This window comes from Streptomyces sp. PL-25, assembly GCF_058344915.1.
This window is the reverse complement of record NZ_CP136997.1, coordinates 1,093,563-1,109,062: the sequence shown is the minus strand read 5'-3', so window position 1 is coordinate 1,109,062 and position 15,500 is coordinate 1,093,563. Positions and strand designations below refer to the sequence as shown.

Below are 15,500 nucleotides of genomic sequence, written 5' to 3'. Positions count from 1 at the left end.
TTGTCTCGTCCTCCTGTCTGCGATTGAATTCCGCGCATGGGAGACCAGCTGACGCCCTTGGCCGACGACCGCGCCCTGCTGGGCCGCACCAGCACCGCCGAGCGGGTCTCGGACATCCTCCGGAGCCGGATCGCCGAGGGCTTCTTCCCGCCCGGCACCCGGCTGTCGGAGGACGGTATCGGCGGCGCCCTCGGCGTCTCCCGCAACACCCTGCGGGAGGCGTTCCGGCTGCTCACCCATGAGCGGCTGCTCGTGCACGAGTTGAACCGCGGTGTCTTCGTGCGGGTGCTCACCGTCGAGGACGTCGAGGACATATACCGCACCCGGCGGTTGGTCGAGTGCGCCGTCGTCCGCGGTCTCGGCGAGCCGCCGTACGCCCTGGACGGCGTGGCCGCCGCCGTCGCCGAGGGTGCGCGGGCCGCGCGCGAGGCCGACTGGAAGACGCTCGGCACCGCCAACATCCACTTCCACCGGGAACTGGTCGCCCTCGCCGGCAGCGAGCGCACCGACGAGCTGATGCGCAGCGTCTTCGCCGAACTGCGCCTGGCCTTCCACGTCGTGGACGACCCGCAGCGGCTGCACGAGCCCTATCTCACCCGCAACCAGCACCTCCTGGACATCCTGCGCGGCGGCGACCGGCACGCGGCCGAACAGGAGCTGGCGGTCTACCTCGACGACTCGCTGGACAAGGTCGTCGAGGTGTACCGGCGGCGGGTCGGCGCACCGGCGTAGCGCGGCGCACCGGCCACGTCCCGGACGGCGGGCGAGGGCCGCGCGCCGGGGTGCGTCTGCGCCGTTTGGGACGATGTCAGACCGAGGACCTAGTCTGTGCACCGTGACTTCGCCTGCACCGACGGACAGCGTTCCGCCCCAGTTCAGCGCGGGGCCGCGCCCCGCACCGGGCCCGGCCGCCGACGAGGGACTGGCGCGGCGGCTGCGCGCGCTCGCCTGCACCGCGCCGCTGCACGACCTCGACACCCGCAAGGCGAACCTGGCGGGGGAGTACTCGGTGTACGGCATGGCCGAGGTCGCCCTCGCCGCCATCGACCTCGTCACGCTCAACATGGACTTCGACACCGGCGCCGACCACGACCAGATCGTCGCCCGGCTCGTCCCGCGCGTCGCCGCCCAGGCCCCGCGCCGCCCCGCCGCCGAGCACGAGCGGGTGGCCCGCTGGGTCCTGGAGAACCTGATCAACGTCGGCAGCGCCGACCGAGGCTTCCGCGCCGTCTACGGCACCTTCGCGCAGGACGGCACCTACGTCCGCCGGGACTACGACTTCAAGCTGATCGAGGAGGTCCCCGGCCCCGGCGGCAGCGTCTATCTGCGCACCACGGACGAGGCGGTCAACGTCCTGGTCGGCGCGCTGGACACCGACGTCACCAGCGCCCAGATCGCCGCCGAGGTCAAGCTCGAAGTACTCATCAGCCGCGGCCGGCTCGCCGACGCCCAGCTCGCCGCCGAACAGGCCCGCTACCGGACCGTGCAGTACTCCGAGACCCTGCGCCGCGCCCTCGACGCCACCCGGCGCAACGTCCGCGCGGTGGACTGGCTCAGCGCTGTGCCGGACATGATCGCCGAGGCCCTCGACCACGTCGCCGACCGCTACCGCCACGAGAACGCGATCCTGACCAACATCCGCAAGGCCCGCGACGAGACCGAGGAGCCCGAGCACAAGCGGCGCGCCGCCGAACTCGTCGACATCGTCAAGGACTGCATCCGCCGCCACACCCAGCTCCAGTCCCGGCTGCTGGAGGCGGGCCCGCTCTTCCGCGCCGAGCAGGACCGGCAGGCCTTCGCCACCCCGCTGACCACCTCCGGGACCGACCTCTACGGACATCTGCTCGCGCCCACGCTCCCGCTGCCGCTGGAGAGCGCCCTGCGTGTCACGGACGCCTTCTTCGCGCACGGCACCGGACTGCGCACGCCGGTCTCGGTCCGCGTCGCCGACCTCGTCGACATCCTGCTCACCCCGCCCGTGGAGCGCGAGCACCTGGGCGCCGAGATGCCCGAGCCCGATCTGATCGCCACCCCGGACGACAGCCGGTTCAGCGAGGAGCAGCTCGCCGCCGCGATGGACCTGCTCGACCTGCCCGCCGACGCCCCGCGCCGCCTGTCCGGGCTGCTGGCCGAGGCCCGCCGCACGGACGCCGACCTGCCCTACCTGGTCGCGCTGCTGGCCGTGCACGCGGCCAGCCCGCCGGTCGGCACCGCCTACCGCCAGGGCGAGCAGAAGCTGCTCTTCGCCGTGGACGACGGCACCGCACTGGACGACCCCGAGTTCGGCGGCGCCGACCTCATCGTCGGGACGGCGCTGCTGGACGCCGCCGGGATGGCCGCGGACCGGACGGAAGCAGCATGAGCGCGCACGACGGCGCCCACCGCGACCCCCGCGGCACCGCTGCCGCCAGTACCACCAGCGACGCCGGTGCCGCCGGTGCCGACATCGACAAGGAGCCCAGCCGTGAGCGAGCACGTCGAGTGGAGCGAGGCGGAGACCACCCCCGCCCCGCCGCCCTCCGGCGCCGTCACCCCCGCCGACGCCGCCGACGCGGCCCGGCTCGTCGCCTTCGGCCTGCAGCCCAAGCTCCAGCCCGCCCGCGACCAGGAGTACGCCGATCTGCTCCGCCGCCACCGCGAGGACCCGGCCTTCGCCCGCCTCGCGGACGCCGTGGCCGCCGGACTCGGACTGGTTGTCTTGGAGGTGTCCCCGCGCGCGGGCATGGCGGTGACCGCCGCCGAGGACTCGGTGTTCGCCGTCCGCATGGGCGACTACGCCCGGCGGACCGCCGCCGACTCCGGCGACCGCTTCCTGCACGGCCTCGCCCACCTCGCCGTGGCCGCCCTCGCCTTCCCGCGCCCCGAGGACCTGGCCGACGACGCCTACATCGGGCGGGTCACGGTCAACGGCGTCGACGCCTTCGTCCGCCAGGCCTGCCGCCGCCTGGAGGAGCGTGCCGAGGAACAGGGGGAGAACACCGATCCCGTCACCGACGCGCCCGGTCTTGAGGCCGCGTGGCGGATCTGGGCCCGGCGCAGCGCCACCGGCGCCACCAAGGACGCCCGCCGCCCCGCCGCCTCCACCACCGGCATCGTCGCCAAGGCGCTGGCGTTCCTCACCGACTCCGGGTTCCTCCAGCGCACCGGCGACGAGAGCGGCGGCACCTACCGCACCACCGCCCGCTACCAGCTCCAGGTGCGCGACATGGCGGGCGCCGCCGCCCTGGCCGAACTGCTCGACCTCGGCGTCGTCCCGGTCACCGACGGCACACCCAGCCTGCTGCCCGCCGAGGACACCGACGACCTGGAACTGGTGGCCGACGCCGGACTGCCCTTCCACAGCCCCGCCCAGCCATGAACCAGCACAGAACAAGACCACACAGAACAAGACCACACAGAACAAGTCGGCACTGAACGACACGGCCCTGAACAACACGGCGGCCGGCGCCGATCCGGCATCGGACCGGCGCTGCTCCCGCACCACCAGCCCGCACCACCACCCCGCACCACCACCCCCGAACTGCCAGAAGACTGACGAGAGTCCGCCATGTACGAGCTGTCCCGGGTCCGCCTCTACTCCATCGGTCCGGCCGGTGCGCGCTACGCCGACACCGTGCTCGACCTGCGAGGAGTGGGCGAGCCGGTGCCCGACCCCGCGCCCACGCAGGCGGAGTTCTTCGAGGAGGAGCCGGTCGGCCCGCCGCGCCGCCCCGCACCCGCGGGCGTGCTCTTCCTGGAGAACGGCGGCGGAAAGTCGGTCCTGCTCAAGCTGATCTTCTCCGTGATGCTGCCCGGCCACCGCAACACCCTGGGCGGCGCCAGCTCAGGCGTCCTGCGCAAGTTCCTGCTCGCCGACGACTGCGGGCATGTCGCGCTGGAGTGGCAGCACGTGCTGACCGGCGAGTGCGTCGTCGTGGGCAAGGTCAGCGAGTGGCGCGGCCGCCAGGTCTCCAACGACCCGCGCAGGTTCGCCGAGGCCTGGTACTCCTTCCGGCCCGGACCCGGCCTCACCCTGGACAACCTCCCCGTCGCCGAGGCCACCTCCGTGCGGCCCTCCGCCGAGGGGACCTCCGGAGCCCAGGGCAGGCGCCGCACCATGAAGGGCTTCCGCGACGCTCTCACCGAGGCGGGCAAGGCGTACCCGCATCTGGAGGTCCACTGGGAGGAGATCCACGACCGCTGGATCGAACACCTCGGCGACCTCGGCCTGGACCCCGAACTCTTCCGCTACCAGCGCGAGATGAACGCCGACGAGGGCGAGGCCGCCGGACTGTTCGCGGTGAAGAAGGACTCCGACTTCACCGACCTGCTGCTGCGCGCCGTCACCGACACCCGCGACACCGACGGACTCGCCGACCTCGTCAGCGGCTTCGGCAACAAGCTGGGCCGCCGCGCCGAACTCATCGCCGAACGCGACTTCACCGCAGGCTCGGTGGACCTCCTCGGCCGGATCGTCGACGCCGCCCAGGCCCGTACCCGCGCGCGTGAGATCCACACCGCAGCCGAGCGCCGCACCCGCACCCTGGCCCGCCGGCTCTCGGCCCGCGCCGTCCGGGAGCGGCTGCGCGCCGCCGACCTCGCCCAGCGCGTCACCGCCGCCGCCTACGCCGTCACCCACCGCGAGGGCGCCCGCGAGCGCAGCGCGCTGATCGCCGCCGAACTCGCCTACCGGCACGCCTCGCTGGCCCTGGCCGCCGCCGAGAAGACCGCCGCCGCGCAGAAGCGTGAACTGGCCGACGCCCGCACCCTGCACTCCGCCTGGCAGGCCGCCGAGGCCGTGCTGCGCCACCGCGCCGCCGCCGACCGCGTCACCCGCGTCTCCGCCGCCATCCAGGAGGCCGAACGGGACGCGGCCCCCGCCCTGGCCGCCCGCGCCAAGGCCGCCGTCGACCTCGTACGGGCCCTGCACGCGGCGGCGCAGAGCGCCGAGGCCCTCGCCAACGAGGGCGAGGAGCGGTCCGCCCGGCTCCAGGAGACCGGCGAGGCGGCCCACCGTGACGCGACCGCCGCCGCCACCGAGGCGCAGCGCGCCCGCAGCGAGACCGGCCACCTGCGCCAGCGGCTCAGCGAGGTCGAGCAGGAGACCGCCGAGGCCGTCCGCGCGGGCTGGCTCGACGACAGCGCCCCCGACGCCGACCCGGCCCGTGCCGCCCTCGCCGCCAGCGACGCCGAGAAGACCGCCGTGGCGGCCTGGGACGAGGCCCGCGAGGTCGCCCGCAAGGCCACCGAACACGCCCGCGAGGCCGCCTCGGCGGAGTCCCGCGCGGAGCTCACCGCCGCCCGCGCCGCCGACGCGGCGGCCGCCGCGGGGCGGGCCCACGACGCCGAACGGCGGACCGCCGAGGCCCTCGCCGCCGAGCCCCGTCTCGCCGAGCTGCTGAGCCTGCCCGCCGCCCCGCCCGCGCGCGTCGGTGTCCCCGGCCCGCGCACCGGCCCCGACGACGCGGCAGGCCCGGCGGGCACAGCCGCGGGCGAGCCCCCGCACCCCGCCGACGGTCCCCTCGGCCCCGAGGACCTGGACCGCTGCGCCGACGACCTGCGCGGCCTGCTCGACGAGGCTGTCGCCACCGCCGAGCGGCAGCTGTTCGACCTGCGCACCGCCGCCGCCGACGACTCCCGGATCCTCGGCGCGCTCGGCGACGGCGGCTTGCTGCCGCCCGGCCCCGACGTCCTGGCCACCGTCGAGTACCTCGGCGAGCACGGCATCCCGGCCCTGCCCGGCTGGCGCTACCTCGCCCAGGCCGTCGACCCCGCCGACCACGCGCGCGTCCTGGCCGCCCGGCCCGAGCTGGTCGACGGCGTGATCATCACCGACCCGGACACCCACGCCCGCGCCCGCGACGCCCTCGCCGACGCGGCGCTGCTGCCCCGCTCCGCCGTCGCCGTCGGCACCGCCGCCGCCCTGCTCGCCCCCACCCCGGCCGCCGACGACACCGCCACCGGCGTCTTCCTGGTCCCGCCGAACCCCGCCATGCACGACGAACACGCCGCCGACGAGGAACGGCAGGCACTGCGCGCGCGGGCGACCGAACGGGACGAGGAGATCCGCCGGCTCGCCGCCCGGCTCGGCAAGGACCGCGAACTGGCGGCCCGGCTCGCCTCCTGGCGCACCGGCTGCCCCGCCGGGCGGCTGGCCGAACTGACCGCGGCGGCCGAGCGGGCCCGCGCCTTCGCCGAGGAGGCCGAGGCCGAGCTGACCGAGGCGCGGACCGCCCGCGCGGAGGCCGAGGAGAGCGCCGCCGAGGCCACCCGTGTGCGCGACGAGCGCCAGGAGAGCGCCCAGAGGGCCCGGCGCGCCGCCGACGCCCTCGCCGGGCTCGCCTTCCGGCTGCGCGAACGCGCGGGCTGGCAGGCGAGACTCCGCGAACTGGCCGACGAGAGCGCCGAGGCGGAGGCCCGCGCCCAGAGCTGCCTGGACCGCGCCCGCGCCGCCGACGAGGACCGCCGGGCCGCCCAGCGCGCCGCCGACGACGCCCGCCGCACCGCCCGCGCGCTGCGCGCCGAGCGCTCCGAGATCGCCGGCGCCCCCGACGACGTGCCCGAGAGCGACGACGACACGCCGAAGGCGTCCCTGCCCGCGCTGCGCGAGGCGTACCGCGCCGCCTCCCAGGTGTACGAGAAGGTGGGCGTCGGCGCCGACCTGCGCGCCGAACAGGCCCGCGCCGAGAGCGACGAGAGCGCGGCCCGCGCCGAACTGGACCGGCTCAGCAACAAGGTCCGCACCCGCGCGGAACAGCTCCTCCAGTCACCCGACGGCTCCGACGGGCCCTCCCGGCAGGCCGCCGCAGCCCGCGCGGAGGAACTGGTGCAGCTCCTGGAGACCCGTATGTCGTCCGCGAGCGAGCAGCTCGGGCGGCTGCGCGGCGAGGCCGAACGCCTCGCACCCGAGGACGGCGAGACCCACACCGAGCTGCCCGAGGACCTGCTCCCGCGCGACGCCGAGCACGCCCAGGCCCTGCTGCGCACCGCCACCGGCGAACTCGCCACGCACACCGGCGAACTGGCCGGCGCCCGCGAGGCGCACGGCGAGCTGCTGGAGTCCCACCGCGCCGCCGAGGACGCGGCCGGCGGCTTCGACGAGATCGCCGCCATGCTCCGCGACCTGCTGCGCGAGCAGAGCGGCGACGAGGAGCAGGAGGAGCCGGAGCCGTACCCCGGCAGCCCGGAGGAGGCCCGGCAGGCGGCGGCCGAGGCGCGCCGCTCGCTGCGCGGCTGCGCCGCCGACCTGTCCGCCGCCGAGTCCGCCGTGCGCGAGGCGAGTGACATCCTGGTCCGGCACGCCAACTCCAGCCGCTACGAGCAGGTCCGCACCCCCGCCCGGCAGCAGATCCGCGAACTGCCCGCCGCCGCCCTGCCCGAGCACGCCCAGAAGTGGGCCGAGGCCTTCGCGCCCCGGCTGCGCGTCCTCACCGACGAACTGGCCCAGCTGGAGCGCAACCGCGACTCGATCGTGGACCGGCTGCGCGGCCTGGTGGAGTCGGCGCTGGCCACGCTCCGCTCCGCCCAGCGCCTGTCCCGCCTGCCGGAAGGGCTCGGCGAGTGGTCCGGGCAGGAGTTCCTGCGCATCCGCTTCGAGGAACCCGACCAGGCCACCCTCACCGAGCGGCTCGGCGAGGTCATCGACGAGGCGACCCGCGCCGCCGTGAAGAAGAACTCCGACCTGCGCCGCGACGGCATGTCCCTGCTGCTGCGCGGGGTGGCCGCCGCGCTCCGCCCCAAGGGCATCGCCGTGGAGATCCTCAAGCCGGACGCCGTGCTGCGCGCCGAGCGGGTCCCCGTCGGGCAGATGGGCGACGTCTTCTCCGGCGGCCAGCTGCTCACCGCGGCCATCGCCCTGTACTGCACGATGGCGGCGCTGCGCTCCAACGACCGCGGCCGCGACAAGCACCGCCACGCGGGCACCCTGTTCCTGGACAACCCCATCGGCCGCGCCAACGCCACCTATCTGCTGGAGCTCCAGCGGGCCGTCTCGGACGCGCTCGGGGTGCAGCTCCTCTACACCACCGGCCTGTTCGACACGACCGCGCTCGCCGAGTTCCCGCTGGTGATCCGGCTGCGCAACGACGCCGACCTGCGCGCCGGGCTGAAGTACATCAGCGTGGAGGAGCATCTGCGGCCCGGCCTGCCCGAGCAGCCCACGGGCGACGAGACCGCGCACAGCGAGATCACGGCGACGCGGATGTACCGCCGCCCGGCCTGACGGGCCCGACCGGCCGGACTCGTGGCGCACCCCGGGGCACGGGAGCCTTCGGGGTGCGCCACGGCCACCAGAGGTGCGGCACGGCCGCTACGGGTGCGAGAGCCGCCCCGTGCCGCCCTGGCGGCGTATGCGCTCCTGGGCGCGCTCCGCGGCCCGCGCCTCCCGCCGGGCGCGGCGCCGCTCGCGCCTGAGGGCCCGCGCGGTGCTGCTCGGCGTGGAGACGACGCCGTTGCGCTGCTTCCACACCTGGCGGGTCACCCAGACGTCCAGCGCGGCCCAGGTGGCCACGACCGTGCTGGCCACACCGCTGATGACCATGGGAAAGGCCAGCCAGGACCCGGCCAGGGTGCACAGGAACGCCACCACGGCCTGGATGAGGGTGAGCGCGATGATCAGCACCGCGCGCACGGCCGCCTCGCGCACCGGGTCCGGCATCCTGCGCCGCCGCGCGGGCTCCTCGATCCACAACGGCTTGTACACCGACCGCTGCTCCGGCCCGCCCCCGTACGCAGCGCCCACTCGCCCGCCGTCGCGGTGCCGCTCGCCCCGGGCCGCCGGAATGTCCCGATCGGATGCCTCCCAGGCCGCCCGCCCCGCCCCTGCCCCGCGCGCCGCAGCACTGTCGGCCGCCTCCGCGCGCCGCCCCGCCGTGCCCATCAACCTGTCACTCCCCACCGCCAGCAGACCGCTCGCCCCGGTGCCCGAAGAACCGGCTCCCCATTGGCTGCCCGGCTTGCGCTGTTCTACGCCGCACAGGTGCGCGACGCGGCCCCAGTGGCCGATTCCGCCCCATGCCTCATGGAGTAGGACGAACGGCACGTCCTGAAGATTCCCGGAAAGGGAATGATCTCGGCCAACCGACCGGGGCGCCCGGCCTGTTCCGATGGCCTGTCAGTTTCGTGTTCCGGGCCGTCATCTCCCGCAATGCCCGGACAACTCGCCCCCTGGTGCCGCTGATGCGGACGTTCGTCCTCCGGCCGCCTCTTCGAGTTACCTGTGTGTCGGTAGTAGGCTCGCGCCGTTTGTTGACGCACATGTGTACCCCCTGACGGAGGGGGTCGAGCTGGGGGAGGCCATGCGCTTTCGCGGGAAGTCCATCCGCCGGAAGATCGTGGCGCTCCTTCTCGTGCCGCTGCTCTCGCTGACGGCCGTCTGGGCCTTCGCCACGGTGATCACCGGACGGCAGGCCGGCCGGCTCTTCGACTCGTCGACCGTGGTGGAGAAGGTCGTCTACCCCACCGAGGACACGGTCCGCGTCCTCCAGCAGGAACGCCGCCAGACCCTCGTCCACCTCGCCGACCCGCGCGCCGCCGACGGACTCGCCGCGCTGCGGCGCAGCCGGACCGCCACCGACCGCGCCGTCGGCGAACTCCGCCGCAACGCGAACGACGGCGACGTCCGCGGCGCGCTCGGCACCGGCGACGACGGACGGCTGACCGCCGTACTGGACGCCCTGGACGGACTCGACTCCCTGCGCCGCAGCGTCGAGGACGGCACCGTGCGCCGCGGCCAGGCCCTCGACCTCTACAACCGCCTGGTCGACCCCTGCTTCGGCCTGCTCGCCGGGCTCCGGGTCGTGGACGACGCCGAACTGGACAAGCAGTACCGCGCCCTGGTCGACCTCGACCGCGCCCGCGAACTCCTCTCCCGCGAGGACGCGCTGCTCGGATCCTCCCTGGTCGTCGGCACCGTCACCCGCGACGAGGCCCGCAGCGTCTCGGCCCTCGTCGCCCAGCGGTCCCTGCTGTACGAAGTGAACCTGCCGCTGCTGCCCGCCGCCGAACGGAGCCGCTACCAGCGCTTCTGGGTGAACGCCGCCTCCGCCCCGCTGCGCACGGCCGAACAGGCGGCCGCCGCCACCACGTCCGGCACGCCGCACGGGGTGAGCGCCAAGAGCTGGGACGGCGCCGCGGCGAACGCGCTCGCCGACCTCGGCACCATCGGCGACCGCGCCGACGACCGCTTCGAGGACCGGGTAGGACCGGTCGCCATGAGCGTCATCCTCCAGGCCGCCGTCGCCGGTGTCCTCGGACTGCTCGCGCTGCTCTTCTCGCTCTACCTCTCCGTGCGCATCGGCCGCGGACTCGTCCGGGACCTGCGCCAGTTGCGGCTGGAGGCCCATGAGGCGTCCGGTGTCCGCCTGCCCGGCGTGATGCGCCGGCTGTCGGCGGGCGAGCAGGTCGACGTGGAGACCGAGGCGCCCCGCCTGGAGTACGACAAGAACGAGATCGGCGAGGTCGGCCAGGCCCTCAACACCCTCCAGCGGGCCGCGGTGGAAGCCGCCGTGAAGCAGGCCGAACTCCGCGCCGGCGTCTCCGAGGTCTTCGTCAACCTCGCCCGCCGCAGCCAGGTCCTGCTGCACAAGCAGCTCACCCTCCTGGACACCATGGAGCGCCGGACCGAGGACACCGAGGAACTCGCCGACCTGTTCCGCCTCGACCACCTGACCACCCGGATGCGCCGCCACGCCGAGGGCCTGGTGATCCTCTCCGGGGCGGCCCCGTCGCGGCAGTGGCGCAAGCCGGTGCAGCTGATGGACGTCGTCCGCGCCTCCGTCGCCGAGGTCGAGGACTACGAGCGCATCGAGGTCCGCAGGCTGCCCAGGGTCGCCCTCACCGGCCCCGCCGTCGCCGACCTCACCCACCTCGTCGCCGAACTGCTGGAGAACGCCACGGTGTTCTCCCCGCCGCACACCGCCGTGCAGGTCGTCGGGGAGCGGGTCGCCAACGGGTTCACCCTGGAGATCCACGACCGCGGCCTGGGCATGTCCGCCGAAGCGCTGCTGGACGCCAACCTGCGGCTCGCCGAGACCCCCGAGTTCGAACTGTCGGACACCGACCGGCTCGGGCTCTTCGTGATCAGCCGGCTCGCCCAGCGGCAGAACGTCCGCGTGTCCCTCCAGCCGTCGCCGTACGGCGGCACCACGGCGGTGGTCTTCATCCCGGACGCGCTGCTGACCGACGAGGTCCCCGACACCAACGGCATCGGCTTCCGCCTCGACCGGCCCGCCGCCAAGGCCGCCGACCGCGAGGAGAACCGCAGGGCCGTCCTCTCCCAGAACCCCGTCCCGCTCCCGGGCCTGCCCGTGTCGCTGCTGGACGGGCCGGTGGAACTGGAGGCGCCCGTCGACCTGGACGCCATCGCGGGGTTCGAGGAGTTCCCCGGCGCCCTCGGCGACGAGGACAGCGAGCGCGGCGGGCTGTTCCGGCCCCGGTCCGCGTCCCGGCCGCAGCCGGACGAGGCCGCCGCGCGCCAGCAGACCGGCCCCCGGGCGGGCACCGGTCCGCGCGGCACGGCGGACCGTGCACCCGGCGACGAGACCCCGGACGGCCCGGTGCCGCTCACCCGGCGCCGCACGCCCAAACTGGTCAGCTCCCACGGCCGCCCGGTGACCGAGGCGCGGCCCCGCCGCGACGGCGCGGACCGGCAGGACACCGCGCGGACCGGCCGCGCCGAGCCCGAGGCCGCCGCCGGACTGCCGACCCGTCGCCGCGGTGGCACACCGCCGCCGCGCGGCACCGAGCCGGGCCCACGCGGCGGGCAGGACACTCCGCGGTCGCCGATGGGCGCGAGCGGGGAGGGCGGGCGGCCTCCCGCCCTTCCGCAGCGCGCCCGCCGCGCCGCCCTCGCCCCCGGCGACCGGGACGGCGCCGACGGCACGGACGCCATCGAAGCGACGACGGCCATACCGGCCGCACCGGCGACCACGGCCACACCGGGCACGGCAGCCACAGCGGACGCAGACGTCACAGGTGACGCCGCGGACGCCCCCCGCACCGCCGCGACCGGGCGGCCCGGGGGACCCGAGGGGGCCGGCGGGACCGGGGGCCCGGACGGACCGCCCGCCGGCGCCGGGGCGCTGCCCCGCCGCGTCCGGCAGGCGAGCCTGGCCCCCCAGCTCAGACAGACTCCCGCGCCGCGCACCGGGACCCGGGCCGAACCGGACGAACGGGACGCCGACGAGGTACGCGACCGGATGGCCGCGCTCCAGCGCGGCTGGCGGCGCGGCCGCGAGGAGAACGCCGTGGGTGACGACGCCCACGACGGCAGCACCGCACCACGAACGACTAAGGGGGACGGTCGATGACCGCACCGAAGGCGACCGGCCACACCGCCACCGGCAAGAAGGAACTGAACTGGCTCCTCGACGACCTCGTGGACCGGGTCGCGAGCATCCGCAAGGCCGTCGTGCTCTCCGGGGACGGCCTGGCGACCGGGGTGTCCAAGGACCTGACCCGCGAGGACAGCGAGCACCTGGCGGCCGTGGCCTCCGGCTTCCACAGCCTCGCCAAGGGCGTGGGCCGGCACTTCGAGGCGGGCAGCGTCCGGCAGACGCTCGTCGAACTGGACGACGCGTACCTGTTCGTGACCGCCGCGGGTGACGGCAGCTGTCTCGCCGTGCTGGCCGACGCGGACGCCGACATCGGCCAGGTCGCCTACGAGATGACCCTCCTGGTCAAGCGGGTCGGGGAGCACCTGGGCGCCGCCCCGCGCACCGACCTGCCGGCCGGCGGGTAGTGGGATGACATGAACGGAGACGGCCAGGCACCCAGCCCCTGGTTCGACGACGAGGCCGGACCCGTGGTCCGCCCGTACGCCATGACGCGGGGCCGTACCAGCCACGCGGCACAGCACCGCCTCGACCTGATCGCGGTCGTCGTCACCGAACCGCACGTGGACGACGCGGAGGCGGACCACTCGCTCTCCCCGGAGCACGTGGACATCGTCGAGCTGTGCCGCCGCACCCCGCAGTCGGTCGCCGAACTCGCCGCGGAACTCGACCTCGCCATCGGCGTGGTGCGCGTCCTGATCGGAGACCTCGTGGACCAGGAGTACGTCCATGTGAGCCGGCCGGTGCCCCCGGCCGAGCTGCCGGACGAGAGTGTGCTGCGTGATGTGATCAACGGCCTGCGGGCGCTGTGAGCGCCCCGGCGGCCGGCCGGCCCAGGCCGGAGAAGAAACCCATGCCGAGCAGGAGAAGAATTCGATGATCTTCGGGCGTTCCGAGCGCGGCAAGCCGCCCGTCGAGCCCCTCACGCTCAAGATCCTGGTGGCCGGCGGCTTCGGCGTGGGCAAGACGACCCTCGTCGGCGCGGTCAGCGAGATCAGGCCGCTGCGCACCGAGGAACTGCTCACCGAGGCGGGCCGCCCGGTCGACGACGTCAGCGGGGTGGAGGGCAAGCACACCACCACGGTGGCCATGGACTTCGGCCGGATCACGCTCCGCGAGGACCTGGTGCTCTACCTGTTCGGCACCCCCGGGCAGGAACGGTTCTGGTTCATGTGGGACGAGCTGTCCGAGGGCGCGCTCGGCGCGGTCGTGCTCGCCGACACCCGCCGCCTGGAGGACTGCTTCGCCGCCGTCGACTACTTCGAACGGCGGGCCATCCCGTTCGTCGTCGCCGTCAACTGCTTCGAGGGGGCCGCCCGTTACCCGGCGCGTACCGTCAGGGACGCGCTCGACCTGGACGACGGCGTCCCCCTGCTGCTGTGCGACGCCCGCGAGCGCGAGTCGGCCAAGGAGACCCTGATCGGCGTCGTCCAGCACGCCATGGCGTACACCGCGGCCCGCCGCAGGGCCGTCCCCGGCTGAGGCCGCGTCCACGCGCGCGTGCGTCGCGGATGTCCCGCACGCGCGCGTGCCGGACGCACGGCGCCGGCGGTCACGCGTCGTCGTCGCCGTCCTCCAGCCAGCCGAAGCTCTTCTCCACCGCTTTGCGCCAGTTGTGGTACTCGCGCTCCCGCACCCGGTCCTCCATGGAGGGCGTCCACTCGGCGTCCTTCTGCCAGTGCGACTTCAGCTCGTCCAGGTCGCTCCACACACCGGTGGCGAGCCCGGCCGCGTAGGCGGCGCCCAGACAGGTCGTCTCGGAGACCCTGGGCCGGATCACCGGCACGCCGAGCACGTCCGCCTGGTGCTGCATCAGCAGATTGTTCTTCGTCATCCCGCCGTCCACCTTCAGGGCCGTCAGGCGCACCCCGGAGTCCTGGTACATGGCGTCCACCACCTCGCGGGTCTGCCAACTGGTCGCCTCCAGCACGGCGCGCGCCAGATGCGCCTTGGTGACGTACCGCGTCAGGCCGGTGACCACGCCCCGCGCGTCCGCGCGCCAGTAGGGCGCGAACAGACCGGAGAACGCGGGCACGATGTACGCGCCGCCGTTGTCCTCGACACCGGCCGCCAGCGGCTCGATGTCGTCGGCGGTGCCGATGATGCCGAGCTGGTCGCGGAACCACTGCACCAGCGCGCCCGTGATCGCGATGGCGCCCTCCAGGCAGTAGACCGGTGCCTCGTCGCCGATCTTGTAGCCCATGGTGGTGAGCAGCCCGTTCTTGGACGGCACGGGCCGGTTGCCGGTGTTCAGCAGCAGGAAGCTGCCGGTGCCGTAGGTGTTCTTCGCGTCGCCCACGTCGTAGCAGGCCTGCCCGAACACGGCGGCCTGCTGGTCGCCCAGGGCCGAGGCCACCGGCACGCCCGCCAGATGGCCGACCGCGGTGCCGTACACCTCGGACGAGGAGCGGATCTCCGGGAGGATCGCCTCGGGGACGTTCATGGCCGCCAGGATGGCCGGATCCCACTGGAGGGTCTCCAGGTTCATCAGCATGGTGCGGCCCGCGTTGGTGACGTCCGTGACGTGCCGGCCGCCGTCCGTGCCGCCGGTCAGGTTCCAGATGAGCCAGGAGTCGATCGTGCCGAAGGCGATCTCCCCGCGCTCGGCGCGGTCGCGCAGGCCGGGCACGTTGTCCAGCAGCCAGGCCGCCTTGGGACCGGAGAAGTAGCTGGCCAGCGGAAGCCCGGTCTGCTCCCGGAACCGGTCCTGCCCCTCGCTGCCGCCCAGCCGGTCGCACAGCGCCGCGGTACGGGTGTCCTGCCAGACGATCGCGTTGTGCACGGGCTTGCCGGTGGCACGGTCCCACAGGACGGTCGTCTCGCGCTGGTTGGTGATGCCCAGCGCGCTGAGCTGCCCGGCGCGCAGCCCCGCCCTGGCCGTGGCGCCCTCGACCACCGCCTGCACCTTCGCCCAGATCTCGGTGGCGTCGTGCTCGACCCAGCCCGGCTTGGGGAAGATCTGGCGGTGTTCGCGCTGGTCGACGGCGACGATGGCACCGTGCCGGTCGAAGACGATGCACCGGCTCGACGTGGTGCCCTGGTCGATTGCGGCCACGTACTTCTCGGCGTTGTCCGTCATGGCTACCCCTTGGAGACGCGGTTCCGGCGGATCGCGCGGCCGGAACCCCACCGGAGGAACGACCGGGCACGGGACCGCTGCGGCCCCCGCGCCCTCACTCGTACGAGTGT

Annotated in this window: 10 protein-coding genes; 8 read left to right on the top strand and 2 right to left on the bottom strand. The window is 74.6% G+C overall.

What is annotated here, in order from left to right; translation table 11 throughout:
• Positions 1-36 precede the first annotated feature (36 nt).
• The 4 genes from R4Z62_RS04845 (at position 37) to R4Z62_RS04830 (ending at position 8,200) form a co-directional block, all read left to right on the top strand.
• A complete protein-coding gene (locus R4Z62_RS04845) occupies positions 37-732 on the top strand; it encodes a GntR family transcriptional regulator (RefSeq protein ID WP_018570138.1) in 696 nt (231 codons plus the stop codon).
• A gap of 103 nt (positions 733-835) precedes the next feature.
• Positions 836-2,362: a hypothetical protein gene (locus tag R4Z62_RS04840; RefSeq protein ID WP_491519212.1), complete on the top strand. Its 1,527-nt coding sequence runs from the start codon at positions 836-838 to the stop codon at positions 2,360-2,362.
• 102 nt (positions 2,363-2,464) lie between these two features.
• Positions 2,465-3,358 carry a hypothetical protein gene (locus R4Z62_RS04835; RefSeq protein ID WP_491519211.1) on the top strand — a complete coding sequence of 298 codons (894 nt, stop codon included), beginning with the start codon at positions 2,465-2,467 and terminating at the stop codon, positions 3,356-3,358.
• A 189-nt stretch (positions 3,359-3,547) separates the two neighbouring features.
• Entirely contained in the window at positions 3,548-8,200 is a 4,653-nt protein-coding gene (locus R4Z62_RS04830; protein WP_491519210.1) for a hypothetical protein, read from the top strand.
• An 87-nt stretch (positions 8,201-8,287) separates the two neighbouring features.
• Here R4Z62_RS04830 and R4Z62_RS04825 read toward each other — a convergent pair whose 3' ends face one another.
• On the bottom strand, positions 8,288-8,857 hold the full coding sequence (locus R4Z62_RS04825; protein WP_491519209.1) for a hypothetical protein: 570 nt from the start codon (positions 8,855-8,857) through the stop codon (positions 8,288-8,290).
• A 418-nt stretch (positions 8,858-9,275) separates the two neighbouring features.
• On the opposite strand from R4Z62_RS04825, the gene R4Z62_RS04820 reads away from it, so the two are divergent.
• The 4 genes from R4Z62_RS04820 (at position 9,276) to R4Z62_RS04805 (ending at position 13,793) form a co-directional block, all read left to right on the top strand.
• The gene (locus R4Z62_RS04820; RefSeq protein ID WP_491519208.1) at positions 9,276-12,287 is read left to right on the top strand and encodes a nitrate- and nitrite sensing domain-containing protein; all 3,012 of its coding nucleotides are present in this window, start codon (positions 9,276-9,278) and stop codon (positions 12,285-12,287) included.
• Positions 12,284-12,718: a roadblock/LC7 domain-containing protein gene (locus R4Z62_RS04815; protein WP_018570131.1), complete on the top strand. Its 435-nt coding sequence runs from the start codon at positions 12,284-12,286 to the stop codon at positions 12,716-12,718. The genes R4Z62_RS04820 and R4Z62_RS04815 overlap by 4 nt, the downstream gene beginning before the upstream one ends.
• Before the next feature lie 9 nt (positions 12,719-12,727).
• Positions 12,728-13,123: a DUF742 domain-containing protein gene (locus R4Z62_RS04810; RefSeq protein WP_064531559.1), complete on the top strand. Its 396-nt coding sequence runs from the start codon at positions 12,728-12,730 to the stop codon at positions 13,121-13,123.
• Between the two features lie 64 nt (positions 13,124-13,187).
• Complete coding sequence (locus R4Z62_RS04805; protein WP_064531558.1) at positions 13,188-13,793, top strand: GTP-binding protein; 606 nt, start codon at positions 13,188-13,190, stop codon at positions 13,791-13,793.
• Positions 13,794-13,863: 70 nt separating this feature from the next.
• On the opposite strand, the gene glpK is transcribed toward R4Z62_RS04805, so the two are convergent.
• Positions 13,864-15,390, bottom strand: a complete 1,527-nt coding sequence (gene glpK / locus R4Z62_RS04800; protein WP_064531557.1) for a glycerol kinase GlpK — start codon at positions 15,388-15,390, stop codon at positions 13,864-13,866.
• Positions 15,391-15,500 lie beyond the last annotated feature (110 nt).